Genomic DNA, 26884 nt, shown 5'->3' with positions numbered 1-26884 from the left:
TCTTCATCTGGCTTAAAATAACCCGGGGAGTGTGAGGGGCTGGCCCCTCACTGCGATCCAACCAGCCGCTCTGCGGCAATTCCGACCTTTTGCCTACACGCACAATCCGCTAAGCGGGCTTCATGACTTTGAAAGTAACCGACCTGGCCATCGCACGCGGCGGTGTCCCCGTGCTCGAAGGGCTGAGCTTCTCGCTTGAGGCCGGAAATGCGCTGATCCTGCGGGGGCCGAACGGGATCGGAAAGACAACATTACTGCGTACGCTTGCGGGCTTGCAGCCGCCGCTGGTGGGACAGATCGAAGGGGCAGAAGACCAGATCGCTTATGCGTCCCATTCTGACGGGTTAAAGCCGACCCTCACCGTGGTCGAAAATCTCAACTTCTGGGCGTCGGTCTTTGGCACCCGTGATATCCAACACGCTTTGGATGCATTCGCCCTGAACGAACTGGCCGACCGCCACGCCGGCAACCTATCGGCGGGGCAGAAACGGCGTCTGGGATTGGCGCGAATGCTGGTTACCGGTCGCCCGATCTGGATGCTGGATGAGCCGACAGTCTCGCTGGATCGTCACGCCGTGCAGATGTTCGCGGATGCGGTGCGCGCGCATCTGGGGCAGGGCGGCTCTGCTTTGATCGCCACCCATATCGACCTTGGTCTGGATGGAGAGGTACTAGACGTCGGTCCCAATAAGGCCAAACCCAAACCCTTCGACGATTTCGATGGAGGCTTCCTGTGATCGCTTTATTGCTGCGTGATCTGAAACTGGCCTTCCGCGCAGGGGGTGGCTTTGGCCTCGGTCTTGCTTTCTTCCTGATCGTCACCGTTCTGGTGCCATTTTCGGTAGGCCCGCAATCCTCATTGCTTTCGACCATCGCGCCGGGCGTTCTTTGGCTGGGCGCGCTTTTGGCGTGCCTGCTTTCGCTGGACCGTCTGCTGGCGCTGGATTGGGAAGACGGCTCGCTTGATCTGCTTGCCACCGCGCCGCTGCCACTGGAGTCGGTCGTCACCATCAAAGCGCTAGCCCATTGGTTGACCACAGGATTGCCGCTGGTGTTGGCTGCGCCGTTTCTGGGCGTTTTACTAAACCTGCCTGTACCTGGGTTTTCGTGGCTGGTGATCTCACTGCTGCTTGGCACCCCGGCGATGAGCGTTATCGGCACTTTCGGCGCAGCCCTCACAGTGGGCCTGAAACGGGGCGGTCTGCTCCTTTCGCTTCTGGTTTTACCGCTTTACGTGCCGACATTGATCTTCGGGGCCGAGGTTGCCCGACGCGGTGCGACAGGTATGGAGACGCAAACGCCCCTGCTTATGCTGGCAGGGATTACCGCCGCTACGGTCGCACTTTTACCCTTTGCCAGCGCAGCGGTTTTGCGCATCAATCTTAGGTGATGGCAACAAAGCTTGACTGAGGTCAATTGAGAACCACGCCGACTCGGACTAGATAGGGCCCATGACAATCGCAGCCAAAGCCAACGCCCTTTGGGAATACGCCAACCCGCGCAAGTTCCTCGCCATCAGCGAGCTGGTTCTTCCGTTCTTCTGGATCGGTGCAGGTCTGTGTCTGGTCGTAGGATTGATCTGGGGTTTCTTCTTTACCCCTGATGACTACAAACAAGGCTCGACCGTAAAGATCATCTACCTGCACGTGCCTGCCGCGCTGATGGCGATCAATTGCTGGATCATGATGCTGGCAACCTCGCTCGTCTGGCTGGTGCGTCGCCACCATGTCAGTGCGCTGGCCGCCCGTGCCGCTGCGCCCATCGGCATCGTGATGACGCTGATCGCATTGGCCACCGGAGCGATCTGGGGTCAGCCCATGTGGGGCACATGGTGGGCCTGGGATCCGCGCCTGACCTCGTTCCTGATTCTGTTCCTGTTTTATTTAGGTTATGTCGCGCTATGGGAGGCGATCGAAGATCCGGACACCGCGGCTGATCTGACCTCGGTCCTTTGCCTGGTGGGCTCGGTCTTTGCATTCCTCAGCCGGTATGCGGTGAATTTCTGGAATCAGGGGCTGCATCAGGGGGCTTCCGTGATGCGTGCAGGGGCAATCACAGGTACGGACACCGAGGAGAAGGTTAGCAACATCTACTTCTATCCGCTGCTCCTGTGTATCATCGGCTTTGTGCTTCTGTTTATCGCGCTGGTCTTCTATCGCACGGGCACCGAAATCCGAGCCCGTCGAACCAAGGCGCTGATGGCGCGGGAAAGGGTGAACGGATGATCCCTGATCTTGGAAAATATGCCGATACTGTTTTGTGGTCCTATGTTGTGTCAATCGGGCTTCTGATTGCGCTGGTGGGATTCAGTGTGATCCGAGGCCGCAAGGTGCGGGCTGAGATGGAGAAAGTCGAACAGAGGATGTCGCGCAATGGCTAAGTTTTCGCCCCTGATGATCGCGCCTCCTCTGATTTTCGGAGCCTTCGCTGTGCTTGCTGGCATTGGCATGTTCCGCGACGATCCCAACGCCTTGCCTTCGGCGCGCGAAGGGCAGCCTGCTCCGCCCGTCGTTCTGACAGAATTCGCGGGTAAACCCGGTTTCGACGATGCCACCCTGCGTGATGGTGAGGTCAAGCTGGTCAACTACTGGGCCAGTTGGTGCGCCCCGTGCCGCGTCGAACACCCCAACCTGCAGGCTTTGTCCGACGAGGGTATTCCAGTTTACGGCATCAACTACAAAGACCAACTGGACAATGCCGAGGCTTTTCTGACCGAGCTGGGTGATCCATACGCCGGGATCGGACGGGATGAACAGGGCCGTATGGGGCTGGATTGGGGCGTCTACGGCGTGCCCGAGACTTATGTGGTCGATGGTGAGGGCACGATTATTCTGCGCTGGGCCGGGCCGATTACGCAGCGGGTGATCGAAAGCACAATCCGCCCGGCGCTTGAGAAAGCTGCGGGCGGCTCATAAGCGATAGCCACCCGTAACGGTTAACACCTCGCCGGTGATAAACGACGCGGCATCTGAGGCCAAGAATCTAACAGCCTTGGCGATATCATCGGGCTTTCCCGCGCGTCCTAAGGCGGTGTCGTTGACAAACAGAGCAGTCAGTTCCTCTGACCGAGGTGCTTCGGGAATGTTAATCGCGCCTGGCGCCACTGCGTTGACACGTATCCCCTCGGGCCCAAGCTCTTTGGCCATGGCGCGGGTCCACAGGTTCAAGGCCGCTTTACTTGCGCCATAGGTCACTGCGTCTCGGGGGGGCAGGACCGCGTTCATTGATGAGATGCTGACGATTGAGGCATCGCGTTTTAGATGTGGAAGCGCGGCGGTTAACAACGCGGCTGGAGCCAGTAGGTTAAGGTCCAGAATGGCGCGATGGTTCTCGGCCTGAAATTCTTCTTTCGGCGTAGATTTCACCAGACCGGCGTTATTGACGATCACATCAAGCCGCCCAAAGTGCTGCACTACCTGTTCGATCACGTTGGCAGGCTGATCTGGCGCGGACAGGTCGGAACGTATGGCCAGTTTATCCCCGCCCAAAAGATCTGGCATCGGTTCGCTCGACAGCCACGTAAACGCGACGCGGTGATCACGGCCCAGGTCTTCGACGATCGCGCGCCCAATGCCGCGCGCGCCGCCGGTTATCAATGCGACTTTTTCCATAGTCGCAGAAAATCGGTAAAAGGGCCGAGTTTCAAGCGGTTACTTGCGGACCAAAATCCAGATCATCGCGCCGATGAATGCAAAGGTGGTCAGATTCATAAGGGTATCTGTCAGATCACCGATCAGCATGGCTTAGCCCCTCTTCTCGCAGCCCACGGAACAGGCAGACCATCAGCAGAACCGAGATAAACACAAAGGGCAACGCCCCGAGTGAGATCAGGACTTTGACCGAGTCCACCGAGCCGGACAGGATCATCGCGACGCTCAACAGGCCCAGCAATGCACCCCAGATCAGGCGCACGCGCGGGGGCGGGTTCTCGTCCCCCTCGGTCGAGAATGTACCCAGCACAAAAGCCGCGCTGACAACGCTGGTTACGATGAACAGAAACGCCGCTGCTACAGTTGCGAGTGTTGTGATCAGCGACAAGGGTAAACGGTCGAGCAGGGCGAACGTCACACGCTCGATGTTTGTTTGCGTATAGGCCAGCAATTCTCCGGCACCGTTGAGCGCCTCAAACAGACCGATGCCGCCAAAGGCGCCGAACCAGAGGATCGAGAACAGTGTGGGTGCGAAGAGCACTCCGGTCACGAATTCTCGGATCGTGCGACCGCGAGAGATGCGCGCGACGAACACGCCGACAAATGGCCCCCAGGCGATCCACCAGACCATGTAGGTCAGGGTCCAGTCGCTGAACCATTTGGTGACGTCATCGCCAAAGAACGTGAAGGTCTGAAAGCCCCGAGGGATGACATTGGTGACGTAATCGCCGAACCCCTGAACCACAGTGTTCAACAGATACTCTGTGGGGCCGAGGACCACCGTATAGGCCACAAGGCAGATCGCGATCAGCATTGCTGCATTCGACAAACGCGCCATGCCTTGGCCAAGGTCAATCAACAGAGCAGGGATATAGGCTGCGACCATCGTCAGGAAAACAACGCCGATCAGAAGGGCACCAACCGTTTCCCGACCACCTAGAACCGCGATCCCGTCCGCAACCTGAAACACGCCCATGGCCATGGAGCCGCCGACTCCGATGGCGATTGCGACGATGGCCATGAAGTCAGACAGCCAACCGACACGCTCGGCCCAGCGTTCTCCGGGGAACAGGCTTTTGATCGGGGCGCTGACCATCATGCCTGTCCCGCGCCGAAAGCTGAAATAAGCGATGGTCAGCGCGGTTGAGCCGTAAATCGCCCAGGCGTGCAGCCCCCAGTGGAAGTTCGTCGCCAGCATCGCCTGCTGCGCGGCGACATAGTCAGGGGCCATGCCTGAGATGAAGTTGAAATGGGTCAGAGGTTCGGCGACGGCCCAGAACAGCAATCCGACACCCATTCCGGCCGAGAACAGCATTGAGATCCAAGTGGCGGTCGAGAACTCGGGCTCTTCATCATCCCGGCCCAAACGAATGTTGCCATAGGGCGAAAATGCCAGAACCAAACAACCGATCAACATGCCCGAGGCCGCAAGCATCACGAACCAGCCACGGCTGTGGAAGGTTTGCTGCACGATGCCGTTGGCCCAAGTCACCAGGCTTTGGATATCGATCACGCCCCATATCCCGATCACCGAGATGACGCTGAGCGAGCAAACCAGCAAGGCGTTAGGTTTTTTCATAGTGATTGGGTTCCAGATGTGCTTTCGCCCAACAGTTTCAGATTTTTGAATGAATGGCCAGAAAACAAAACCCCCGGCGCTGGGCCGGGGGTTAAGATTAGGTTGTAAGCTATTGCGTTACGAAGATTTTGCGAGGTTGCGCAATACATATTGCAGCACGCCGCCGTTTTCGATGTACTCGATTTCGGGTGCGGTATCGATGCGGCACTTCAGGTTGATGGTCTTCTCTGTGCTATCGCCGTAGACGATGGTGCAGGGAACTTCTTGCAGCGGTTCAATGGTATCCAACCCGTCGATCGAGACGGTTTCATCCCCTTTCAGACCCAGCGACTTGCGGTTGTCGTCGCCTGTGAATTCGAACGGGATCACACCCATTCCGACGAGGTTTGAGCGGTGGATACGCTCAAAGCTCTCTGCGATCACGGCTTTGACACCCAACAAAGCGGTCCCTTTGGCCGCCCAGTCGCGCGAAGACCCCGCGCCGTATTGCTCGCCGCCAAAGACAACCAGCGGCGTACCATCGGCTTGATAGGCCATCGAGGCGTCGTAGATCGATGTCTGCTCGCCATCGGGGCCTTTTGTATAGCCGCCTTCAACACCGTCCAGCATCTCGTTCTTGATGCGGATATTGGCGAAGGTGCCGCGCATCATGACCTCGTGGTTGCCACGGCGCGAGCCATAGGAATTGAATTCACGCGGCTGAACCTGCCGCTCAATCAGATACTTACCAGCCGGAGTTGTCGTGGCAAAGGACCCAGCGGGTGAGATGTGGTCGGTGGTCACCATGTCGCCCAGAACGGCCAGCACCTTCGCGCCGTCGATATTCGAAATCGTACCGGGTTCATGTCCCATGCCCTGGAAATAGGGCGGGTTCTGGATGTAGGTCGAAGCAGGTGGCCAGTCGTAGGTTTCGGCATCGGTGGTTTCAACCGACTGCCATTTCTCGTCGCCTTTGAAAACGTCGGCATATTTGGACTGGAACGCCTCGCGCGTCACGGTTTCCTGCACGAGATCGGCGATTTCCTTCTGGCTCGGCCAGAGATCTTTCATGAAGACATCGTTGCCATCCTTGTCCTTGCCGATTGGCTCGGATGTCAGGTCGATATCCATGGTGCCCGCCAATGCATAAACGACAACCAGCGGCGGTGAGGCCAGATAGTTGGCGCGGACATCAGGCGAAATGCGACCTTCAAAGTTCCGGTTCCCCGACAGGACTGAGGTTGCGACCAGATCGCCCTCGGCAATCGCTTCGCTGATTTCTCTCTGGATCGGGCCAGAGTTACCGATACAGGTGGTGCAGCCATAGCCCACAAGGTTAAAGCCGATCGCGTCCAGATGTTCCTGTAGACCAGCGGCTTCAAGATACTCGGACACCACTTGCGAACCGGGGGCCAGCGAGGTTTTGACCCAAGGCTGCCGGTTCAGGCCCAGCTCATGCGCTTTCTTCGCCACCAGACCTGCGCCAATCATGACATAGGGGTTCGACGTGTTGGTGCAGGAGGTGATCGAGGCGATCACGACCTTGCCGGACTCCATTCCATATTCTTCACTTTTGACTTCGACCTGTTTGCCCATTGGGCGCTTGAAGGTTTCTGCCATTTCCTTGGTGAAAGCGGCTTTGGCGTCGGTCAGCGCGACATAATCCTGCGGACGTTTCGGGCCCGAGATCGCGGGAACGATCGTGCCCATATCCAGCGACAGGGTGTCGGTGTAGATCGGCGAATAGTTCTCATCCCGCCAGAACCCGTTTTCCTTGGCATAGGCTTCGACCAATGCCAATCGATCCTCATCGCGCCCGGTATTGCGCATGTAGCGCAGGGTTTCGCCGTCGATGGGGAAGAACCCACAGGTCGCGCCGTATTCGGGGGCCATATTGGCGATGGTGGCGCGGTCGGCCAGTGGCAGCCGGTCCAGTCCTTCACCATAGAACTCGACGAATTTGCCAACCACACCTTTCTCGCGCAGCATCTCAACGACCTTCAGAACAAGGTCTGTGCCGGTCGTGCCTTCGACCATCGAGCCCGTCAGTTCAAAGCCCACAACCTCGGGGATCAGCATCGAGATCGGCTGACCTAGCATCGCGGCCTCGGCCTCGATCCCGCCGACGCCCCAACCAAGAACCGCCATACCGTTGACCATGGTGGTATGGCTGTCGGTACCGACAAGCGTGTCGGGATAGGCGACTTCTTCGCCGCTCTGGTCCGTATCGGTCCAGACGGTCTGGGCCAGATATTCAAGGTTCACCTGATGGCAAATGCCGGTGCCGGGGGGCACAACGCGGAAGTTATTGAACGCACCCTGACCCCATTTGAGGAACTGGTAACGCTCCATATTGCGCTCATACTCGCGATCCACGTTCATCTGAAACGCGCGCGGGTTCCCGAACTCGTCGATCATGACCGAGTGGTCGATGACCAGATCAACCGGGTTGAGTGGGTTAATTTTCTGGGCGTCACCACCCAGTGCCTTGATGCCGTCGCGCATCGCTGCCAGATCAACCACAGCCGGGACGCCAGTAAAGTCCTGCATCAGCACGCGGGCAGGGCGATAAGCAATCTCGCGCGGGTTCTTGCCGCCATTTGCGCCCCATTCGGCGAAGGCCTTGATGTCTTCTACGGATACCGAGAACCCGTCATCCTCGAACCGCAGCATATTTTCCAACACCACTTTCAGCGCGGCAGGCAGGTTCGAGAAATCACCCAGGCCTGCTTCTTGAGCAGCTGGAATCGAGTAATAGGAAATGGATTTACCATTCACGTTCAGACTGCGGCGTGTTTGGGCTGTGTCCTGTCCGACCTTGATGGGCATCTTTGGCCTCCCTCTCGAATGATTTGGATACTAGAGTTCGCTATGGCTTATCTGCATCACGGCACGCGTTGTTTCAAGGTGCAACGGCTCACATACATATAAAATTGTATACCATTGCACACATTTTGCCGAAGATTGAAGGTTTCGGTCTCAAGAAACCTTGATTGGCAGTTTTTTCAGTTTCGATCTAATGCTTGTTGGTGCTCACAAAAAATCGAGAGAACCCATGCTCAGATCGGCCACCGCATCCGCGTTTGTTTCGCTCTTTCTTGCTGTCTCGGCTGAGGCGCAAGACGATCCGGTGGTGGTCGAATTGTTCACGTCACAAGGTTGCTCATCCTGCCCGCCTGCAGACCGGATCATGCATGAACTGGCCAAGCGAGATGATGTGATCGGACTCGCGCTGCATGTCGACTATTGGGACTACATCGGGTGGAAAGACGAATATGCCGATCCCGACCATACGGAGCGTCAGAGAGCCTATGCGCGCGAAGGTGGGCGGACGATGATTTATACACCTCAGATGGTTGTGAACGGTCAGCAGGACGTGGTTGGGGCCAAGTCATTTGAACTGAACCGATTGATCGACGCGCACCTGACCGCAGCGCCCCAAGCCGAGGTTAGCGCCACGCGTACGGCTAACGACGTGACTGTGGACGTTGTCCCGGTCGAGTTGGCGGAAGGTGAAACCTATGATGTGCGGGTCGTGCAGTATTCGCCGATGCGTCACGCCTCAATCCGGCGCGGAGAACTGGCTGGGCACGAACTGGATTATGCGAATGTGGTTGAGAACTGGCAGGTGGCCGGTCACTGGGATGGCCAAACACCGAAGAGCTTCACTGCGTCGCTGTCATCGGATTTACCGGCGGTAGTTCTGATCCAACGTACAGAGCATGGTGCGATCGTCGCTGCGGCAAGAGTCGAGTAATCAAGGCATATCTTTGGGTTGAACGCCTAGTCCACGCCAGGCCTTCCAGCGGCGGTGAATCCAGAACCATTGCCCCATATGTTGACGCACCATCGCTTCCAGATCGTCATTCGTGAACTGGGTCATGGTCTTGGGATCGGTATGGAGGACCGGATCATGCAGAACGATCTCAAAATCGATCCCATTGGGTTGGCGCACCGCATAGCAGGGGATCAGTACAGCCTTGTACTTGATCGCAAGTTCCGCGTTCAGCACCGAAGTCACGGCGGGTTTGCCGAAAAAGGTCAACTCTTCGCCGCCATGCGCATGCAGATCGGATACGATGGCGATAATACCTCCGCTTTTGAGCGACCTGACCATCTCAACCATGCCCCGGCGCCCCTGTTCGAACATGGGGGAACCAGTCTGATGGAATGCTTCGACATACATGTCGTTGAAGTACGGGTTAGCCATGCGGCGATAAAGGCAGCCGATGGGTCGACCGCTGCGGGCCTGCAAAGCGACGCGCGCTGCCAGATAATGACCAAAATGCGCAGTGATCATCATCACCGGACGTCCCTCGGCGACGGCGGTATCAAACGCCTGGACACCCGATCCAGAAACTTTGGCCTTGCTTTGCCGATCAATGAAACCATCGGCCGAAAAGTGCTCCATGATCGCGCGTCCAGCATTGTCAGGCACGGCGCGGCAGATTCGCTTGACCTCGGCCTCGGTTAAGTCGGGGCAGGTGAGTTTCAGGTTGCGGCGCACACGGGTCCGGAAACCAACCAAAGGCGCAAGCCAGCGAACAATTGCTCCCATTGCGCCGATACGGCGCTCGTATGGCAGCAGGCGCATACAGCCGATCACACCGGTCAGAAACAAGTTGGCGATGTAGTATTTTCCAAGCTCAAAGCGGCTCAGTTCCGACTTTTCGACGGGCATGGGGAAGGACACCTGAGTGTTGTGAACTGCGCGCTCAGACATACAGTCCTCATCGTGCGATCACAAGTAGCCGCGCCGGGCCAGATTATTCTTCAGCCTCTTCCGTTTCGACAAGTGTAATCGCGCCTTCGTCCAGAAGGGCGCGAATGGCGGCGACGACCTGAGACATCGCATCCTCGGTATCGGATTGTTTGACCTTGCCACGTTCGGCCATTTCTTCACGCAGATTGTCTGCCATGCGAGAGGACATGTTTGCCAAAAAGAACTCGACCGTTGCAAGGTCTTCGTCGGTGCTGGCCCCGGCAAGTGCGGTGAAAAGAACAGGTTGGTCCACGCCGCGCAGAATCGCAGGAATATCACGGGATTGGATACGGGAGGGCACGTGCGAAAAGATGAAGATCGATTGCCGGACGGTATTGGCAAAATCGGCGTCTTCTTCATCCAGCGCGGTCAGCAAACCATCACGCGTCGCCGCAGCGGACTGGTTGAGGATCGCGCCCACACGCTCACCCGGTCCATCCCGAAAGGCGGGCTCGGGTCGTTGATCCAATTGAGCAGCCAAGGACCAACCAATCCGCTCAACCGCCTCAGGCGTCACGTTGGCCGTTTTCGATACCGCATAGGTTATCCGCCGCGCCGTGGGGCCGGGCAGGTGGCCCAGCAACTGGGCGGCCTTGGCGGTTTCGAGTTTTGACAGCATAACAGCTGCCACCTCTGTGCTTTCCGCTCTGGCCATCTCGGCCAGATCTTCTGCGGATACCTCGCGCAAGCGTTGCCATGGGTCACCGATCTGGCGTACCCCCGCCACCTTGCGCAACCGGGCAGCAGTGGCCGGTGCAATTTTGCCATTCACGGCATCCAGAGCGCCCGCCAACCCATGTGGAAATGAGAGACCGACACCATCAAGCGCATCGGCAAATTCCTGTGCGACAGCGGCGAGCGTCACTCGGTCAACCAGTCCCATTTGACCCAGTTGATGGGTCAACTGCTCCTGCAGCAGGTCAGGCAGTTCCTCAAGCGGGATATCCGCGCCTTCGTTTAGAAGAAGCCGTACAACAACTGCAGCCTTTTCCCGATTGCTGAGATTGCGAGGCACGACGCGTGGGGCGTCGTTCTCTTGGTCGGTCGCCGAGGCCTGAGCACCCGGCGACATCTGTACCATTAGGTTCGTATCCTGCATCTGCCTGCATTGCCAATATTGCGTTACAGGTAGATTAGGTGGACTCAGGTAAAGAAACCCTGAAACTCAGTAGCTATAGGTCAGCCCGGTGCTAATAGCCTCGCGCAGCGATGCTTCGGCCCAAGTACCTTCACCGCCGCGCGCCTTGATCTCGCGCCATTGCGCTATGGCCAGTTCGGTCTTTCCTTCGGCGACAAAGCCCTGACCCATATAGCTACGGGCGAGGATGTTATCAGGGTTGGTTTCGATGGCTTTCTGATAGAAGGTGTTGGCCAGTTCCAACTCACCCATTTTGCGATAGGTGAAGCCCCAATAGGTCTGCACCCGATCGTCACCTTGGTTCATGATACGCAGAATGCCCTGCGCGTTCTCATATTGCCCGTCATAGGCCAACTCACGTACGGCGTCATACAACTGATCGTCGGAGAACTTGGATTTGTCTGGTTTAACACAGCGCCCTGCAGACTCGTCGTAAACCCGACCAAACAGGCACTTCTTGGTGGTATTTGTCGGCTTGGGTGGGCTGCTATCACCACCACCCGCAGCAATTGCCATGGGTGCGAAGGTAAAGGCCTGAAGAGCGATGGCCGAGGCTAGTACGAGACGCATGTTCCTACTCCGTTGTCAAAGTGACTTGTTACAATCATAGCGTGATCTACAAAAAAGCTAACGATTGACCGATCGCTTTTATTCACAAGCAGGAAATAAAAATGTCAGCTGTTGACGATTTTCATGCAGCTTTGGCTTTCGCTATCCCATGTCGTGCCTTCCGCACAGGACTGGGTTTGCTTTGCATGACCGCTGCAAGCAAGCCCGGCGGTGCCTGCGCAAATCAAAGCAATTGCACATAGAGCAGTTCTTAGCATCGTGTTTTCCTTTCGCGGAAAAGATGCCAGCAGATTAACCGAGTTTTGCCAATCTGGCAAAGAAACAAGGCCCGTCCTGAACAATCAGGCCGGGCCTTGCCTAAATCCGGTTCGGGCTTATTCGCCGAACACGCGCGCGAAAATCGTATCTACGTGTTTGGTGTGATAGCCGAGATCGAATTTCTCTTCGATCTCTTCCGGGCTCAGCGCGGCGGTGACATCGGCGTCGGCCAGAAGTTCCTCTTTGAAGTCGGTGCGATGTTCCCAAACCTTGAGGGCATTGCGCTGAACCATCGCATAAGCATCCTCGCGGCTCACACCTGCTTGTGTCAGCGCCAGCAGCACTCGCTGGCTCATCACAAGGCCGGGGAACTTGTTCATGTTTTCAAGCATGTTCTCGGGGAAGATCAGCATCTTGTCGATCACCCCTGTCAGGCGGGCAAGGGCAAAATCCAGAGTGATGGTGGCGTCCGGCCCGATCATGCGTTCGACCGAGGAGTGCGAAATATCGCGCTCATGCCACAGCGCCACGTTCTCCATCGCCGGGACCACGGCAGCACGCACCATACGGGCCAGACCGGTCAGGTTCTCGGTCAGCACAGGGTTCTTCTTGTGCGGCATGGCCGACGAGCCCTTTTGGCCCATCGAGAAAAACTCGGCCCCCTCCAGCACTTCGGTCCGCTGCATGTGGCGGATTTCGATAGCGATGTTTTCGATGCTGCTGGCGATCACGCCCAGCGTTGCAAAGAAGGCCGCGTGACGGTCGCGCGGGATGACCTGCGTGCTGATCGGCTCGGGCACCAGACCCAGTTTGTCGCAGACATGCTCTTCGACCTGCGGGTCGATGTTGGCGAAGGTGCCGACTGCGCCGCTGATCGCGCCGGTGGCGATTTCTGCGCGGGCGTCGCGCATGCGGGACAGGTTGCGGTCCATCTCGGCATAGAAACGCGCGAAGGTCAGGCCCATGGTGGTGGGTTCGGCATGGATGCCGTGGCTGCGACCGATGCGGATGGTGTTCTTGTGCTCGATAGCGCGGCGCTTGAGGGCGGCCAGCAGACCTTCGAGGTCAGCGATCAAGATGTCAGCGGCACGGGTGAGCTGCACGTTAAGGCAGGTGTCCAACACGTCGGAGGAAGTCATGCCCTGATGCACGAAACGGGCCTCTTCGCTGCCTACATGTTCGGCCAGGTGGGTCAGGAAGGCGATGACGTCATGTTTGGTGACGGCCTCAATCTCGTCGATGCGGGCAACGTCGAATTCCACGTCCTTGGCTTTCCACACCGCCTCGGCGTTTTCACGCGGGATCACGCCCAGATCGGCCATGGCGTCGCAGGCATGGGCCTCGATCTCGTACCAGATGCGGAACTTGCTCTCGGGCGACCAGATGGCGACCATCTCGGGGCGGGAATAGCGGGGAATCATTGGCGGCAGCACCTTTTTGTGATTGGGATGAGGCGTTGGCGCGGGGTTTAGCCGCGCATTGACCAAGGAACAAGGCGCGAGTGCTGGGATGAGACGGTTTGCCCTGATTTTATTGCTTTGGCCGGGAATTTTATCCGCCGAGGAGTTTCGGCGGCTGACAGCGGATGAAATACTGATGGCGCTCATGGGCAAGAAACTCGACTACGGTGAGGGTATCAGCCAGACCTTCGATGACAGCATGCACACGCAGTACTTTTCAGGTCGCCCAAGCGCGGGGCGCTGGGCTGTGCGTGAGGATCGATATTGTTCGGTCTGGCCGCCATCTGATATCTGGGCTTGCTACGATGTCGAGCAAAGCGGAGATACGATCCGATTTGTAGATGATGCAGGCAATACGACTGACGGAACCTTTGTAAAGTGAACCTACCCAGGAATATTGCGGATTTCCACGGGGTTTGGAGCCTGACACGCCTCATCCGGGATGAGCGCGCGGGCCATATCATTCAGGCGGATGGTCAGGCAGAGTTGCAGCAAGATGCGCTGGGGTTGGTGTATGACGAGACGGTCACGCTTCGCATCCCGGGGCAGCCTGCAATGACGGGAACGCGTCGATACCTTTGGCGTGATGCTGGGGATCAGATCGCCATTCACTTCGACGACGACCGGTTTTTTCACGCGCTCAAGCTGGGCCAGACACGCGCCGAGGACCACCACGATTGCCCGCCAGACAGCTATGATGCATTATATGATTTCTCGGGATGGCCGCGCTGGACTGTCCGTTGGAAAGTGTCCGGACCGCGAAAATCCTATGAAATGGAGACCAAATACGCTCTGCGATAGCGTAATCATCTTGCAGCAACGGCCCGGAACGGGCATTGCTGCAGGTGCAAATAAGTCCGAATGTGGAGAAATGAGATGAACGCAAACGTACTGGCCAATGCTTTTGGCCCGCGTGAGGGGACGGCGCTGCGCGTCAAGCAGGTGGCTTTGGTTGCCCTGGGTATCGTTGCTCTGGCTGTTGCTGCCAAAATCAAAGTGCCAATGTGGCCGGTTCCAATCACCATGGGCACATTCGCTGTTCTGACCATCGGCACCGCCTACGGCGCGCGCCTTGGCCTGATCACGATGCTGGGTTACCTGCTGATCGGTGCACTTGGCTTTGACGTGTTTGCAGGTTCCTCGGCCGAAAAATATGGCCTGACCTACATGATGGGTGGCACCGGCGGCTATCTGGTCGGTTACCTGATGGCGACCATTCTGCTGGGTGCACTGGCCGCGCGCGGCTGGGATCGCTCGGTTGGCAAGCTGGCGCTGGCGTTGGTACTGGCCAATGTGCTGATCTACGTGCCGGGCCTGTTGTGGCTGGGTCAACTGTATGGCTGGGACAAGCCGATCCTGGAATGGGGCCTGACACCGTTCCTTCTGGGTGATGCGATCAAGCTGGCGCTGGCCGCTCTGCTGATCCCCGGTCTGTGGAAACTGCTGGGCGACGCACGCACCTGATAGCGCGCTCTTGCGCAAGACACACCCGCGTTCGGAGCTTTCCGGGCGCGGGTTTTTTATTGTCTGCAGAATAGGATACTGGACAAAGTCAATCTGCGTGGGCAACCTGAGACCAGAAAACTGATCAGGTTATTGAGATATGCGTATTTTGTTAAGCTTGGCGCTTGCTGCAAGTGCCGTGACTTGGTTGGCTGTAACGCCTGTGCAAGCCGACACACCGGTGACCTACACCGATGAAGGGCGCGCCCTGTTCCGCTTTGAGGTTCCCGACTTCTGGACATTGCGCACCGGTGGCCCGCGTGAGATCGAGGATACCAATCTGGGCGATGCCCGTGCGGTTTCGCGCGTCATGGGGATCAGACCGGTGACTGACGATAATGTCTGGATGGGGTTCGTCTCACCATCGCGGGTTTCAAGCATTCAGGGCGGGCTGCGCTATCTTGAGGATATCGACAAATTCCTCGTCAAAGACCCGACCGTGACCAGTACGAGCGATACAAGGATTGGTGGGCGGCCTGCCCAGGTTATTCGAGGCACCGGCAATCGAGATGGGCGCGGAGTGAACTTTACCGCCACCGTGATCGACCTGCCGCGCGACCGTGTGGCCATTGGGGTTGCGATCCTGCGGGACGGGGCCGACCCGTCTTATGTTGATGCCTTGAACGCCGTTTTCGCGTCGTTCCGGTCTTTGCAGTAAGGAGGCCTGGATGACACGCAAAGTGATAAAACGCTCAGTTTTGGCGCTGGGACTGGGGGCTGCAACCTTCACATTGTCAGCCTGCGATGGCGTAACGGTCGGGGTAGGGTATGGCGTCGGCTATGACCCATTTTACGATTCGATGCTGTGGAATGACTATTACCACGATCACGATGTAGACGTGGACGTGGATATTGATCGGCCCGACAGACCCGACAGGCCTGACCGCCCGGTGCGCCCGAACCCGCCGCAGCGGCCCAAACCTCCAGTCGCCAAACCACCTTCGCGCCCGCATCCCCCAGTGGCGCGCCCCCCGGCGGCGCGGCCGCCGATCCATCGGCCGTCTCCAAGACGTCGCTGAAGAACTCGGGGCAGATTGGTCAGCCCCGACCCGATCGGGGATTGGTACGTTAGGCCCCACAGATTATGCGAATTGCAAATCCGTGATAGAGTGCAAATTGGGCGGGCTTGATTTAGAAGTTCCGTAATAACAACCGCATCGAATGTCACAGCCCGCTCGACCTTTGCCAAAAGGAGTCGACGATGCTGACTTAAGAACAGCTAAGAGCCTTTGCAGCCGCGTTCTGCGGTATCCTGATTGTGCCCAATATCGGTCTGCCGAACCCGTTTCGCATAAACCTGAATGCCAGGGCCATACCCGAAGATATTATGGACGAGATCGAAGATGATATGGGCGACTTTGGATTTGCCGCTCATCCACGCGGACCGTTTGGAAAGGATATCCGCGACGCCCTTATGGAGATTTCGTTCGATCAGAGGGGATGCGTCTATTCGATCTCTGTTGTCGGTGGGGTCAAGCGCGGTCTTGGCGCTACCAGACGCCGAGAGACGCACTCGACAGATTGGAAAGCGCCCTGATCCAACCGCAATTTACTGCAGAAGTTCAGTCGTGATATGGGCCGAGCCTTCAAGAGTTCTGTGAACAGGACATTTGTCGGCAATCTCCAGCAGCTTGGCCTTCTGATCCGCGTCCAGCGGGCCCTCCAGCCGAATTTTACGGCGAAACTGATCGACCTTGCCTTCGCTAGCAAGCCCGGCATCCTGCGCGTGAACTTTATCATGACAGACATCGACCGTGATACCTGTCAGCGGCCATCGCTTGCGGCGGGCATACATGCGAATGGTCATCGAGGTACATGCCCCCAACCCGGACGACACGAACCCGTAAGGTGACATGCCCCGATCCGAACCACCATAAGATGCGGGCTCGTCCGCGACCGCGTGATGACGCGGGCCCGACTGAATGTCCTGCAGAAAACCCGACGGGTCTGCCTCGGTCACGCGGACGACACCTTCCGGTGCCCCAGGTGGCGGGGCCGGAGGGCACAGCTTGACATAGCGGGAAACCCAGGCGGTGATGACATCAGCCGCATAATCCGCATCTTGCGCACGCGTGATCAGGTGGTCGGCATTATCGAGTGTAACAAAGCTTTTGGGATGTTTTGCCGCCATGAAGATGGTGCTGGCATTGTCAATACTGACCGTACTGTCGCGTGGTGCGTGCAGGATCAGCAAGGCAGCTTTCAGATCAGCAATGGCCGGAGTGAGCGCGGTTTCTGAAATATCTTCAACAAACGCCTTGCCAATGCGGAACGGACGCCCTCCCAACGACACTTCGGCGCTGCCTTGAGATTCGATTTCGGGCAAGGCGGCCTCGAAATGGTGGGACACATGGCCGGGGTCGGCGGGCGCGCCGAGCGTTACCACGGCTTTGATTGACGGAATTCCTGCGCGTGCTCGCAATACGGCAGCGCCACCAAGCGAATGGCCGATCAGAAGCGACGGTACCATATTACGGCCCGCAAGATATTCTGCGGCTTTGATCAGGTCCTCGACATTCGAGGTGAATGTCGTATTGGCGAATTCGCCGTCCGAGTGACCAAGGCCGGTAAAGTCGAACCGCAGGACCGCGATGCCCATCGCCGCCAAGCGCGCCGAAATTCGCCGTGCTGCCGGAATGTCTTTCGAGCAGGTAAAACAGTGTGCAAATAACGCCGTCGCCAGAACCGGCCCGTCTGGCAAATCCAGGCGCGCGGCCAGTTGGCTGCCGTCGTGACCGGCAAAGGTAATGCGTTCGGTGGGCATGATTATTCCTAGGTTGTCAGGTTTCGACAATACTGTGCGCTGGGGGCGGGCGGCTCAACCCTTGTGTCAGGCGCGTCACGGGAAGGTGAGAGATCGGGAAGTGATCTTATCTGGGCACCAAGTTCTTTTACAATTTTCGTCAAAGAGCCCAATAAATCAAAAATGGTGATGTGTTGCCGTAAAAATATTCATTTTACTTATTTGCTGTCGCCTCCCAACTAATAGTCATTCCAATGACTCACTGTGGAGACCAAAATGGCACATTCGACACCTGTACCTCTGAGTCCGGCAATTCGTCCCGGAGTACTGATTGCGATCCTGCTGACGGGCGCAATCGGTTTCGCGCTTGGGCAAAACTGGCCACTGAGCACCTTGCCCCAGGAAACACAGATCATCACCGCGCCCGAGGATTGGCACGGTAACGTCAGGCGATCTCACTGGTCGAAATAGCGCTTAGTTTGCGCCCATCAACTGTGCGTCGAACGGATACTTGGTCAGGTTTTCGTAGCCGTCTTCTGTAATCAGCACCTGATCTTCCAGCTTGATTGAGAAGTCGCCACCTACCTCACCGACTGCCGCTTCGACGCACAGCACCATTCCCGGTTCGAGCGGGTAGTCATAGGCCCCTTCTACCGCTTTGTCTGGATATGCCACCAAAGGCCATTCATCGCACAATCCCACGCCATGCATCAGGCAACCATACTTTTGTACCTGGAACTTGTCGTCCAGCCGGTGGGCATTGGCGGTCAGTTCCGGGATCATGACGCCCGGTTTCAGCATTTCCATATTGGTCATGATATGCTCGTGCGCGTGCTGCATTGCATAAATCATGTCAGGCCGTGGCTTTTGATCGCCGATCCACCAAGTGCGCGAAATGTCGATGCAAATGCCGTATGATCCGATCAGGTCGGTATCGAATGCGATGATCTCGTTCTGTCTCGTGATACGTGGGCCACATTCCTGAAACCATGGATTGGTACGCTGGCCCGAGGCCAGAAGCCGGGTTTCGATCCACTCGCCTCCGCGTCGAATATTTTCAGCATGTAAAACAGCCCAGATGTCATCCTCAGAGGTCTTACCATCCCCGACATTGGCACGTGCGAAGCGCTCCATTTCGGCCACCGCGGTTTCACAGGCGTGGCTGGCACAGCGCATGGCGACGATTTCGTCGGGGCCTTTAACAGCGCGGGTTTTCTCCGTGAGCTCTTCCCCCTCCATAATTTGAAACCCTTGCGCCTCGAGCGCGCGCAGGCCGTGCAACATGATCTTGTCTACACCAAGTCTCTTATTTCCGCCGCCATGTTCCTCGATCAACACGCGCACTTCGTTCGAGAACACATCCGCCGCGATATCGATTTTGTCGCCCCGGTCGAAATAGAACAGATCCGCACCCGAGCGTTGTTCGCGCACCAGCGGGTTAAATTTCGACAGGAAAGGAGAGTTTTTGTAGTCCCAGATGACCATATAGCCATCTGCGCAAACCAACACCGCCCGGAACGGATTGTGAGTGTTCCAAAGCTGCATATTGGTGCTGTCGGTCGCGTAGCGAATGTTGAGGGGGTCAAACAACAAGACACCACCCCAGCCACGTTTCACAATGGCTTGGGTCAATCGCGACCAGCGGTATTCCCGCATCCGTTCGAGATTGGGCAGGCTCAGCCCTGCGGCCGTCCATTCATCAAAGGCCAGCTGTGTCGGTCCGATTTCGATCCGATCATTGTCATTTGGGGTTCCATCGCCGAGAGTGGTGCCCCTGGTGGGATCAATCTTACGGGTGTCGCGATAGGGTGTGTTCACGGGCGGGCCTTTCTGCTTGCCAACCCAGCCTGCAAAGCCAAAGACGATACGTCTCGAAAGTTTGCGACTGTCTAGAAGTCGCTTTTTGACCGGCAAAGCCAGTTTGGGATGCTATGCCTCAGTTATGACGGAGATATTGCAGCATTCCATCCCCCACAATCCGCTTGCCCCAAACCCGCTACCTGGGATCAAGCCGGCTGATCCTAACAACTGGTTGCACCAGGACGATGCCTTTGCGGCTCAGATGCAACGGCGGACAGATTTGTTGGAAGAGCGGACGTTAGATGTTCTGGCCCAGAGCCCCGAAGCATCGAAGCCCGCGCAGGAGTTGCTTGAATTGGTTCTCAGGCAAGCCTACCCGGATGCTTCCGATCAAGTTGTTAGGCCAGACGGGATCAAGGTCGAAATTGATCGGGACCACCCGTTGGAAACGCTTTGCCAATTGGTACAGGAAGATTTCTGCATATTGCAGAAGCACGGAGATGAGCATGTACTGACAGGCGCGATCCTGTGCTTTCCTGCAAGCTGGATGTTGTCCGAAAAATTCATGCGCCCACTGACTGGAATTCATGAACCCGTGGATGTCTACGACGCAAACATAGCACGTAGGGTTCAGCGTTTATTTGATGGGATTCAACCGAACCGCCCGCTGTGGCGGTTTAATGCGCTTTGGTATCATGACGCTGAACTGTTCCAGCCACGCAGTATTGCGCAAAGACGTGCGCCACAGAACGAAAACACCGCCCGGTATCTGCGCAGCGAACGACAAACTCTCTTGCGTTTACCACAAACAGGCGCGGTGGTATTTGCCATCCACACATACGTGATGGCGGCGGAGCAGGTCTTAGAATTGGAAAACCCCGCCTGATGGCGGGGTTTCCAAGGAGGGTCTTGGGTCGTTTGGTTACATGCCTAGGGCGTTTGCGACCTCGCCAAAAGCATTTGTAAGGTTCAGGCCGAAAATCGCGGTTGTAAATGCCAACACCTGAGTGTTGAGGCGAAAGTCTTCACCGCGGATCAGATTGACAGCCGCCAAGGAAACGGCAACCGGGGCAGATATGCTGGCAATCGCGCCTGTCATGCCCCAACTAGTCAGCCTAAGGATATCGCTTGGGCGATCGGTTTCCTCAGCGCTGTCCTGAGAAAGGTTTGCCGACGGCGACGGATCGGTTTCAGTGCGAAACGCGATACTGAGGAGTTGGTCATCGCTCAGCTTTATTGGTCGCGGCTTGCTCTGGGTTTTGGTTTCCAATTGCACTGGATTGGGATCGGGCAAGTCGAGCCCGGCAAATGGACCGCTGATCGCTTCGAAAATCTGTTTGCGATTTCGGGAATTGCGGGGGCTGATCGAGTCGAACGCGCTCATGAATTGTTCAATCGTCAGCACTGTTTTGGGTGATAACCATTCAACCCGCCGGGTCGTACAGATATCGACCATGCGGTAAAGCATCACAACCAGCATCAACTCTGAAATTTCGCTATCATCAAGCAGCTTTGAAACCGGGCAAATTGTAATCGTCAACCGGTTGTCTGGGGGGGCTACGGCACGACGCGCCTTGGTTCTGAGACCCGCAGTTTTGTCCATCCGTTCATGGTGGCTGTGTTCAACTGCCTTGGATTCTGAATCAAGGGTCAGCCGCACAAGATACTGGCTGCAGACGATGCTGGCCTCGGACGCGCTGAGAAGCGTCTTGCGCTCAACCAGATGGCCATAATCCGCAAGTGTGGTGGATACGACATCGCAAAGGCGTTCAAGTGCGCCATCCGCAGAGCCGTCGAACTGGAGACCGCCGTGGTACATATGCTTCGAAGTCACAGCATGTTCCTTTGCCGTAATAATCTTCACAACAATGTAGCAACCGAAATGGTGCAAATTTTGACGAAAATGCAAAAAAGTCAGAGATTTCCATCATTGATTACACTTTGGAAACCAAGAAAAACGCGGTTTTCTTTTATATATGTGGCGAGAATGTGGCTGAAATCGGATTTGCCGAGCCAGATAAGTTGGTCGACTCAACCGTCGATTCGAGCGGCCATAATAGCGATGGATTGCTGATAAACAGTGGCGGCATTCCACTGTTGGATAACCGCAAAATTCGGCTCGCCGGATTGGTAGCCACGTCCTGGCTTCCACCCTTTCTTACGTAAGAAATTTGCAGTTGAGGCAAGGGCGTCGGTCATGTTGTAGAAATCGACCCGACCATCACCCGTTGCGTCCACGCCATAGGTCAAAGCATTGCCAGGCAAAAATTGCGTATGACCCAGCTCGCCATGTTTTGCCCCTTTTGTCGCCATCGTGACGCTTCCTTGATCGACCAATTTTAGCGCACCAATGGCATGCGGGATAAAGAACTCGGATCGGCGACAATCATAGGCCAATGTTGTGATTGCGGAAACAACCTGGCTGTCGCCCATGAAGTTACCAAAGCCGGTTTCCATGCCGTGGATGGCAATCAGAACACCCGCGGGCACCCCGTATTGGCGCTCCAGAGCAGCATAGAATTGCGGGTTGCGCGCCTTACGCTTACGTCCCTGCGCGACGATGGTATCCGCTCCGCGAATTTTCATGAACTTGTCCAGCGAGTATTTGAAGCTTTTTTGATTGCGATCAGCTGCAATGGTGCGGGTCGCGTATTGGGTCTGCGCCAATGCCTGCAGACCTTTCTTTTTCACCCCAGCACGCTTGGCTGTTTTGGCGAAGTCGGCTTTCCAAGCCTCAAATCCGCTACCGGTATTGCCGCATGGGGCCGTGAACGCCATCGAGGGCATGAGAATAGCGATAGCAACGCTGGTGCAAATTCTAAGCATGAAGGAAATCCGATTGCACAATAACTACTTCAGCCTAAGCTTTGATCGCTGTCTGGCAAAGCGGTTTAATACAGATCAAGTTCACCTGTGGTTTTCAGGGTTTCGAACCACTCGTCCGGAGTTTTATCGATCTTGGCATGCTTGACCATCATCGCGTTCATATTGGGCAGATGCGAAGAATCCGGCCATTCCTCTGGCTGCCACAGGTTTGAACGGATGATGCATTTGGGGCAGTGCGCAAAGATGGTTTCGACATGGATCAACAAGGCCAGTTTGGGGGCATGACCTCCAACATCCATGGTAGAAAGCAGTTCAGAATCCGCACAAATCCTTGCGGTGCCGCGAAGTCGCAGCGTTTCCATTTTTCCGGGGACGAAGAAGATCAAACTAACGCGCGGGTCCTTCAGAACGTTGTGAAAGGTATCTACGCGCTTGTTTCCGGGGCGGTCGGGCAGGGCGATCAGCGTGTCAGAAATGATGAATGTAAACCCTGCCGGGTCCCCGCGTGGAGAAATATCTAGATAGCCGGACGGGTTCGCCGACGCGATGAGGCAGAAAGGTGAGGTTGCGATAAAGTCACGGCACATCTGATCCAGCGCCGGAAGTTCTTTGTCGATGATCTGAGGCAGGGGGTGCCCGCAAATCTGTTCGAGTTCGGCTTCTGAGGTCACGAGATTTGCGAACTCTGAAAAAGGTGAAGCATCGACGGGCATGCGCGTTCCTCCTTTGGTGCTGGTTCAGCGAGTTTGGAAGATCGCGTCAAACGAAACAAGGGCGCCCCGAAGGGCGCCCTTATGACAGTCCGATATGCTATTGGATCAACAGCTGTAGTACATGCCGTACTCAACCGGGTGCGGCGTGTGCTCGTATGTTTCGACCTCTTCCATCTTCAATTCGATGTAGCCGTCGATTTGGTCTTTTGTGAACACGTCGCCCTGCAGCAGGAAGTCGTGATCGGATGCCAGAGCTTCCAGAGCCTCACGCAGCGATCCGCAAACGGTCGGGATGTCGGCCAGTTCTTCGGCGGGCAGATCGTACAGGTTCTTGTCCATGGCTTCGCCCGGATCGATCTTGTTCTTGATGCCGTCAAGACCGGCCATCAGCAGCGCAGCAAACGCCAGGTAGGGGTTTGCGGCGGGATCGGGGAAGCGAGCCTCAACCCGTTTGGCTTTCGGGCTTTCGGTCCACGGAATACGCACACAGCCCGAGCGGTTGCGGGCCGAGTAGGCGCGCAGAACAGGGGCCTCAAAGCCCGGGATCAGACGCTTGTAGCTGTTGGTCGACGGGTTGGTGAAGGCGTTCAGGGTTTTGGCGTGCTTCAGGATACCACCGATGAAGTACAGCGCTTCGTCCGACAGGTCGGCGTATTTGTCGCCCGCAAACAGCGGCTTGCCGTCTTTCCAGATCGACATGTTCACATGCATGCCGGTGCCATTATCACCATAGATCGGCTTGGGCATGAAGGTGGCCGACTTGCCATAGGCGTGCGCCACGTTGTGGATGACGTATTTGTACTTTTGCAGCTCGTCGGCCTGCTTGGTCAGGCTGTCAAAGACCAGGCCCAGCTCGTGCTGGCACGACGCGACCTCATGGTGGTGTTTGTCGACCTTCATGCCGAGGCGCTTCATGGTTGACAGCATTTCCGAGCGCAGATCCTGTGCTTCGTCAATCGGGTTCACGGGGAAGTAGCCGCCCTTGATGCCAGGACGATGGCCCATGTTGCCCATCTCGTATTCAGTGTCGGTGTTCCAGGATGCGTCGGTCGCATCGACTTCGAACGATACCTTATTGATGCTGTTCGAAAAACGAACGTCGTCGAACAAGAAGAACTCAGCTTCGGGGCCCATATAGGCAGCATCACCGATTCCGCTGGATTTCAGGTAAGCTTCAGCCTTCTGCGCGGTGCCACGCGGATCGCGACCATAAGCTTCGCCGGTGTCCGGTTCAACGATCGAGCAGTGCAGACACAGCGTCTTTTCGGCATAGAACGGATCGATGTAAGCTGAGGTTGTATCGGCAATCAATTTCATGTCCGAGTTCTCGATCGACTTCCAGCCCGCAATGGACGAGCCGTCGAACATGAAACCTTCCTCCAGGAAGTCTTCGTCAACCAGATCAACGTCCACGGTTACGTGCTGCAGCTTGCCGCGCACGTCGGTGAAACGAATATCGACGTAAGCGACGTCTTCTTCGCGGAGTGTCTTGAGCACTGCGTCTACGCTCATTCCCTTGGTCCTTCTGATAGATATGTTTGTATTCGGATGAATTTAGAGTGCGTCTGGACCGGTTTCGCCGGTGCGGATGCGAACAGCTTGTTCAACCGGTGAGACAAAGATTTTGCCATCGCCGATTTTGTCTGTTTTGGCAGCGGATATGATTGCTTCGATGGCAGCGTCAACCTGATCATCTTCGAGCACAACATCGACTTTTACTTTGGGTAGAAAGTCGACGACATATTCCGCGCCGCGATAAAGTTCAGTATGGCCCTTCTGGCGTCCAAAGCCCTTGACCTCGATCACGCTCAGGCCTTGTACGCCCACGTCCTGCAGCGCTTCTTTCACTTCGTCCAGCTTGAACGGCTTGATGATCGCTTCGATCTTTTTCATTCCGGCTCACCTTGCATGGTTGTCTTGAAGGCACTGATCACGTCTAAGATTGGGCGGCAATCTGATTGCTGTGTTGCAGGCTGCCAGAAACAGTGAAAGCGATCATTGGATCAAATTTTGATCGCTGTGCACAAAAAGTAATCGAATTTGAATCGCCTGAGGGGCCAGAGATGACGAAACTGCTGACCGCTGAGCAAATACGCCTCATCGAGACCACCGCGATTGGTCTTGGGCAGGCGACGGGTCTTGAGTTGATGGAGCGCGCAGGACAAGGCGTTGTGGCCGCGATTTTTGAGGAATGGTCAGACTTAGCGATATCCAGAGGTCGCGCGCTGATATTAAGTGGCCCGGGCAACAATGGCGGAGACGGCTTTGTGGTCGCGCGGTTGCTGCAAGGGCAGGGGTGGCAAGTCGAAGTGTTGCTCTATGGTGACCCTGCCAAATTGCCACCGGATGCGCGCGTGAACTATGAGCGGTGGGAAGGAAGGACGCTTGGCGTGGCTGATTTTGGTAAGGCTGAAATTCAGCATCCTGACCTTTCCATTGATGCATTGTTTGGCACCGGATTGACGCGACCAATCGAAGATCCGGTTTTGTGGGAATACCTATGGGCGCATGATGATGCGGAAGACGCTTGGGAAATGCGCAGGCAAGGTCGTGGAACCGATATCGTACCACCACGAACAGTCGCAATTGATCTGCCTTCAGGTCTCTGCTCGGATTCAGGCAAAGTTATTGGGGGCGCCTTTGCACCGCATGGTCGCCGTTGCGCACGGTCCGCCCTGACCGTTTCATTCCACGCGCGAAAGCTTGGGCATGTTCTGAGCGAGGGTCCATCTTATTGCGGTCGGCTGGTCGTGAAAGATATCGGATTGAATCGGGATGAGGGAGGGATTGAGGCAGCAACTTCTGTCGAAGCGCCATCTGGCTCTCATCTCTATAAAAGTGAGCACAGCCATAAATACTCACACGGTCATGCGCTTGTCCTGTCGGGCGGCATCGGCAAAACCGGGGCCGCACGTTTGGCAGCTCGAGCGGCGCTGCGGATAGGGGCGGGGTTGGTGACACTGGGTGCGCCACCTGCCGCGCAAATGGAGATCGCGAGCCAGATCACCGCTCTGATGCTGAAGCGGGTTGATGGGGCGGGGGACTTACTTGAAACTCTGCAGGATGAGCGGTTTAACGCATTGTGCCTTGGACCGGGCCTGGGGGAAACGCGATCTCGGGAATTGGTGCCGGTTGCACTAAGCGCAGCGCGGCCGACTGTGTTGGATGCGGATGCCTTGTCAGCGTTTGCCGAAGAACCGGTGGCGCTATTAGAACTGCTGCATGAAAGATGCGTGCTGACGCCGCATACAGGAGAGTTCGCGCGTTTGTTCCCGGATATCGCAGAAAAGCTGAATGAAGTGCCCGCCAAGGGCCCGGCATTCTCTAAGGTTGATGCGGCTCGTGAGGCTGCGGCGCGAGCTGGATGTTGTGTATTGGTGAAAGGGCCTGACACGGTCATTGCCACGCTGGACGGGCGGTGCTCGGTCAATTCTGCACATTACAACCGGGCGGCCCCTTGGCTTGCAACGGCCGGATCGGGCGATACGTTGGCCGGCTTCATCACCGGATTGCTTGCCCGTGGGTTCGAGCCAATGCAAGCGGCAGAAACGGCGGCCTGGCTGCATGTTGAATGCGCTCGGATATTTGGGCCAGGCTTGATCGCCGAAGATTTAGCCGAGCAGTTGCCCGCCGTATTGCAACAGATTGAAGTATAAATGGATCGGCGGTTAATGGCCGATCACAGCCCAAAGCGGCGAATTTATGCCGCTGCGTCCCGCCAGTCGCATAGCGGCTGTTTGCAGTATGCAACGATCAGCGTCACAATTTTCTTGCATGGTTATTAGAGTCGCTTCTGGGACTCGATCAATGAATTGAAATTAATGCAGAATCTTGCCTTCTACGCGGATACCTGTGGCGATAAAGCAATGAATGCGGGACTTGTTTCCGATATCATTGGAACCG

At 56.5% G+C, this 26884-nt stretch carries 29 protein-coding genes; 15 read left to right on the top strand and 14 right to left on the bottom strand.

Annotated features, from left to right (window positions below):
- Positions 1-122 precede the first annotated feature (122 nt).
- The 5 genes from ccmA to ACR0DU_RS11120 all read left to right on the top strand — a co-directional run bounded on the left by ccmA (position 123) and on the right by ACR0DU_RS11120 (position 2915).
- Entirely contained in the window at positions 123-737 is a 615-nt protein-coding gene (ccmA, locus tag ACR0DU_RS11140) for a heme ABC exporter ATP-binding protein CcmA (protein WP_170779833.1), read from the top strand.
- Positions 734-1390 (top strand): heme exporter protein CcmB, encoded by a 657-nt coding sequence (ccmB, locus tag ACR0DU_RS11135; protein WP_074733966.1) that lies wholly within the window; start codon positions 734-736, stop codon positions 1388-1390. Before ccmA ends, ccmB begins: the two co-directional genes overlap by 4 nt.
- Before the next feature lie 61 nt (positions 1391-1451).
- Positions 1452-2225, top strand: coding sequence for a heme ABC transporter permease (locus ACR0DU_RS11130; RefSeq protein WP_480874541.1), 774 nt, complete (start codon positions 1452-1454; stop codon positions 2223-2225).
- On the top strand, positions 2222-2380 hold the full coding sequence (gene ccmD / locus ACR0DU_RS11125) for a heme exporter protein CcmD (RefSeq protein WP_010442050.1): 159 nt from the start codon (positions 2222-2224) through the stop codon (positions 2378-2380). Before ACR0DU_RS11130 ends, ccmD begins: the two co-directional genes overlap by 4 nt.
- Positions 2373-2915: a DsbE family thiol:disulfide interchange protein gene (locus ACR0DU_RS11120; RefSeq protein ID WP_480874538.1), complete on the top strand. Its 543-nt coding sequence runs from the start codon at positions 2373-2375 to the stop codon at positions 2913-2915. The genes ccmD and ACR0DU_RS11120 overlap by 8 nt, the downstream gene beginning before the upstream one ends.
- On the opposite strand, the gene ACR0DU_RS11115 is transcribed toward ACR0DU_RS11120, so the two are convergent.
- The 3 genes from ACR0DU_RS11115 to acnA all read right to left on the bottom strand — a co-directional run bounded on the left by ACR0DU_RS11115 (position 2910) and on the right by acnA (position 8037).
- Positions 2910-3611, bottom strand: coding sequence for an SDR family NAD(P)-dependent oxidoreductase (locus ACR0DU_RS11115; protein ID WP_480874535.1), 702 nt, complete (start codon positions 3609-3611; stop codon positions 2910-2912). The genes ACR0DU_RS11120 and ACR0DU_RS11115 overlap by 6 nt on opposite strands.
- Positions 3612-3726: 115 nt before the next feature.
- Entirely contained in the window at positions 3727-5229 is a 1503-nt protein-coding gene (locus tag ACR0DU_RS11110; RefSeq protein WP_480874532.1) for a BCCT family transporter, read from the bottom strand.
- Positions 5230-5346: 117 nt separating this feature from the next.
- Complete coding sequence (gene acnA, locus ACR0DU_RS11105; RefSeq protein ID WP_480874530.1) at positions 5347-8037, bottom strand: aconitate hydratase AcnA; 2691 nt, start codon at positions 8035-8037, stop codon at positions 5347-5349.
- A 226-nt stretch (positions 8038-8263) separates the two neighbouring features.
- On the opposite strand from acnA, the gene ACR0DU_RS11100 reads away from it, so the two are divergent.
- Positions 8264-8965, top strand: coding sequence for a DUF1223 domain-containing protein (locus tag ACR0DU_RS11100; RefSeq protein WP_480874527.1), 702 nt, complete (start codon positions 8264-8266; stop codon positions 8963-8965).
- On the opposite strand, the gene ACR0DU_RS11095 is transcribed toward ACR0DU_RS11100, so the two are convergent.
- From ACR0DU_RS11095 to purB, 4 genes are all read right to left on the bottom strand, one after another.
- Positions 8966-9889, bottom strand: coding sequence for a lysophospholipid acyltransferase family protein (locus tag ACR0DU_RS11095; protein ID WP_480874842.1), 924 nt, complete (start codon positions 9887-9889; stop codon positions 8966-8968).
- An 85-nt stretch (positions 9890-9974) separates the two neighbouring features.
- Complete coding sequence (locus ACR0DU_RS11090) at positions 9975-11042, bottom strand: flagellar motor switch protein FliG (protein WP_480874839.1); 1068 nt, start codon at positions 11040-11042, stop codon at positions 9975-9977.
- A gap of 93 nt (positions 11043-11135) precedes the next feature.
- Positions 11136-11678 carry a tetratricopeptide repeat protein gene (locus ACR0DU_RS11085; RefSeq protein WP_480874525.1) on the bottom strand — a complete coding sequence of 181 codons (543 nt, stop codon included), beginning with the start codon at positions 11676-11678 and terminating at the stop codon, positions 11136-11138.
- A 374-nt stretch (positions 11679-12052) separates the two neighbouring features.
- Positions 12053-13357 carry an adenylosuccinate lyase gene (gene purB / locus ACR0DU_RS11080; protein WP_170693661.1) on the bottom strand — a complete coding sequence of 435 codons (1305 nt, stop codon included), beginning with the start codon at positions 13355-13357 and terminating at the stop codon, positions 12053-12055.
- Between the two features lie 88 nt (positions 13358-13445).
- Between purB and ACR0DU_RS11075 the strand changes: the two genes are divergently transcribed.
- From ACR0DU_RS11075 to ACR0DU_RS11050, 6 genes are all read left to right on the top strand, one after another.
- Positions 13446-13778 (top strand): hypothetical protein, encoded by a 333-nt coding sequence (locus ACR0DU_RS11075; RefSeq protein WP_010442060.1) that lies wholly within the window; start codon positions 13446-13448, stop codon positions 13776-13778.
- The gene (locus ACR0DU_RS11070) at positions 13775-14197 is read left to right on the top strand and encodes a DUF6314 family protein (protein WP_480874521.1); all 423 of its coding nucleotides are present in this window, start codon (positions 13775-13777) and stop codon (positions 14195-14197) included. The genes ACR0DU_RS11075 and ACR0DU_RS11070 overlap by 4 nt, the downstream gene beginning before the upstream one ends.
- Positions 14198-14272: 75 nt before the next feature.
- Positions 14273-14860 (top strand): biotin transporter BioY, encoded by a 588-nt coding sequence (locus ACR0DU_RS11065; RefSeq protein ID WP_480874519.1) that lies wholly within the window; start codon positions 14273-14275, stop codon positions 14858-14860.
- A gap of 139 nt (positions 14861-14999) precedes the next feature.
- Positions 15000-15557, top strand: a complete 558-nt coding sequence (locus tag ACR0DU_RS11060; RefSeq protein WP_480874516.1) for a hypothetical protein — start codon at positions 15000-15002, stop codon at positions 15555-15557.
- Between the two features lie 10 nt (positions 15558-15567).
- Positions 15568-15918 carry a hypothetical protein gene (locus tag ACR0DU_RS11055; protein ID WP_010442064.1) on the top strand — a complete coding sequence of 117 codons (351 nt, stop codon included), beginning with the start codon at positions 15568-15570 and terminating at the stop codon, positions 15916-15918.
- Positions 15919-16157: 239 nt separating this feature from the next.
- Positions 16158-16436, top strand: a complete 279-nt coding sequence (locus ACR0DU_RS11050) for a hypothetical protein (protein WP_120981142.1) — start codon at positions 16158-16160, stop codon at positions 16434-16436.
- 12 nt (positions 16437-16448) lie between these two features.
- Here ACR0DU_RS11050 and ACR0DU_RS11045 read toward each other — a convergent pair whose 3' ends face one another.
- On the bottom strand, positions 16449-17663 hold the full coding sequence (locus ACR0DU_RS11045; RefSeq protein ID WP_480874513.1) for a bifunctional alpha/beta hydrolase/OsmC family protein: 1215 nt from the start codon (positions 17661-17663) through the stop codon (positions 16449-16451).
- A 255-nt stretch (positions 17664-17918) separates the two neighbouring features.
- On the opposite strand from ACR0DU_RS11045, the gene ACR0DU_RS11040 reads away from it, so the two are divergent.
- Positions 17919-18113, top strand: a complete 195-nt coding sequence (locus tag ACR0DU_RS11040; protein ID WP_170540628.1) for a hypothetical protein — start codon at positions 17919-17921, stop codon at positions 18111-18113.
- Positions 18114-18116: 3 nt separating this feature from the next.
- Here the strand turns inward: ACR0DU_RS11040 and dddP are convergent, their stop codons facing one another.
- Positions 18117-19460: a dimethylsulfonioproprionate lyase DddP gene (gene dddP, locus ACR0DU_RS11035; RefSeq protein ID WP_480874510.1), complete on the bottom strand. Its 1344-nt coding sequence runs from the start codon at positions 19458-19460 to the stop codon at positions 18117-18119.
- 124 nt (positions 19461-19584) lie between these two features.
- Here dddP and ACR0DU_RS11030 point away from each other — a divergent pair, with 124 nt between their 5' ends.
- Positions 19585-20328, top strand: coding sequence for a heme-dependent oxidative N-demethylase family protein (locus ACR0DU_RS11030; protein ID WP_480874508.1), 744 nt, complete (start codon positions 19585-19587; stop codon positions 20326-20328).
- A gap of 36 nt (positions 20329-20364) precedes the next feature.
- On the opposite strand, the gene ACR0DU_RS11025 is transcribed toward ACR0DU_RS11030, so the two are convergent.
- From ACR0DU_RS11025 to ACR0DU_RS11005, 5 genes are all read right to left on the bottom strand, one after another.
- Positions 20365-21276: a hypothetical protein gene (locus tag ACR0DU_RS11025; RefSeq protein ID WP_480874505.1), complete on the bottom strand. Its 912-nt coding sequence runs from the start codon at positions 21274-21276 to the stop codon at positions 20365-20367.
- Positions 21277-21473: 197 nt separating this feature from the next.
- Positions 21474-22268 (bottom strand): lytic murein transglycosylase, encoded by a 795-nt coding sequence (locus ACR0DU_RS11020; protein ID WP_170540619.1) that lies wholly within the window; start codon positions 22266-22268, stop codon positions 21474-21476.
- Positions 22269-22333: 65 nt separating this feature from the next.
- On the bottom strand, positions 22334-22981 hold the full coding sequence (locus tag ACR0DU_RS11015; protein WP_170472264.1) for an MSMEG_1061 family FMN-dependent PPOX-type flavoprotein: 648 nt from the start codon (positions 22979-22981) through the stop codon (positions 22334-22336).
- A 105-nt stretch (positions 22982-23086) separates the two neighbouring features.
- Complete coding sequence (gene glnA / locus ACR0DU_RS11010; RefSeq protein WP_480874502.1) at positions 23087-24493, bottom strand: type I glutamate--ammonia ligase; 1407 nt, start codon at positions 24491-24493, stop codon at positions 23087-23089.
- Between the two features lie 42 nt (positions 24494-24535).
- Positions 24536-24874 (bottom strand): P-II family nitrogen regulator, encoded by a 339-nt coding sequence (locus ACR0DU_RS11005; protein WP_010442074.1) that lies wholly within the window; start codon positions 24872-24874, stop codon positions 24536-24538.
- A 170-nt stretch (positions 24875-25044) separates the two neighbouring features.
- Between ACR0DU_RS11005 and ACR0DU_RS11000 the strand changes: the two genes are divergently transcribed.
- Positions 25045-26637: an NAD(P)H-hydrate dehydratase gene (locus ACR0DU_RS11000; RefSeq protein ID WP_480874497.1), complete on the top strand. Its 1593-nt coding sequence runs from the start codon at positions 25045-25047 to the stop codon at positions 26635-26637.
- The last annotated feature ends 247 nt before the right edge of the window (positions 26638-26884 follow it).

The sequence above is a fragment of the Ruegeria sp. G2 genome (assembly GCF_056533505.1).
Note: the sequence above shows the minus strand (reverse complement) of the source record. Positions and strands in the feature narration are given on the sequence as shown.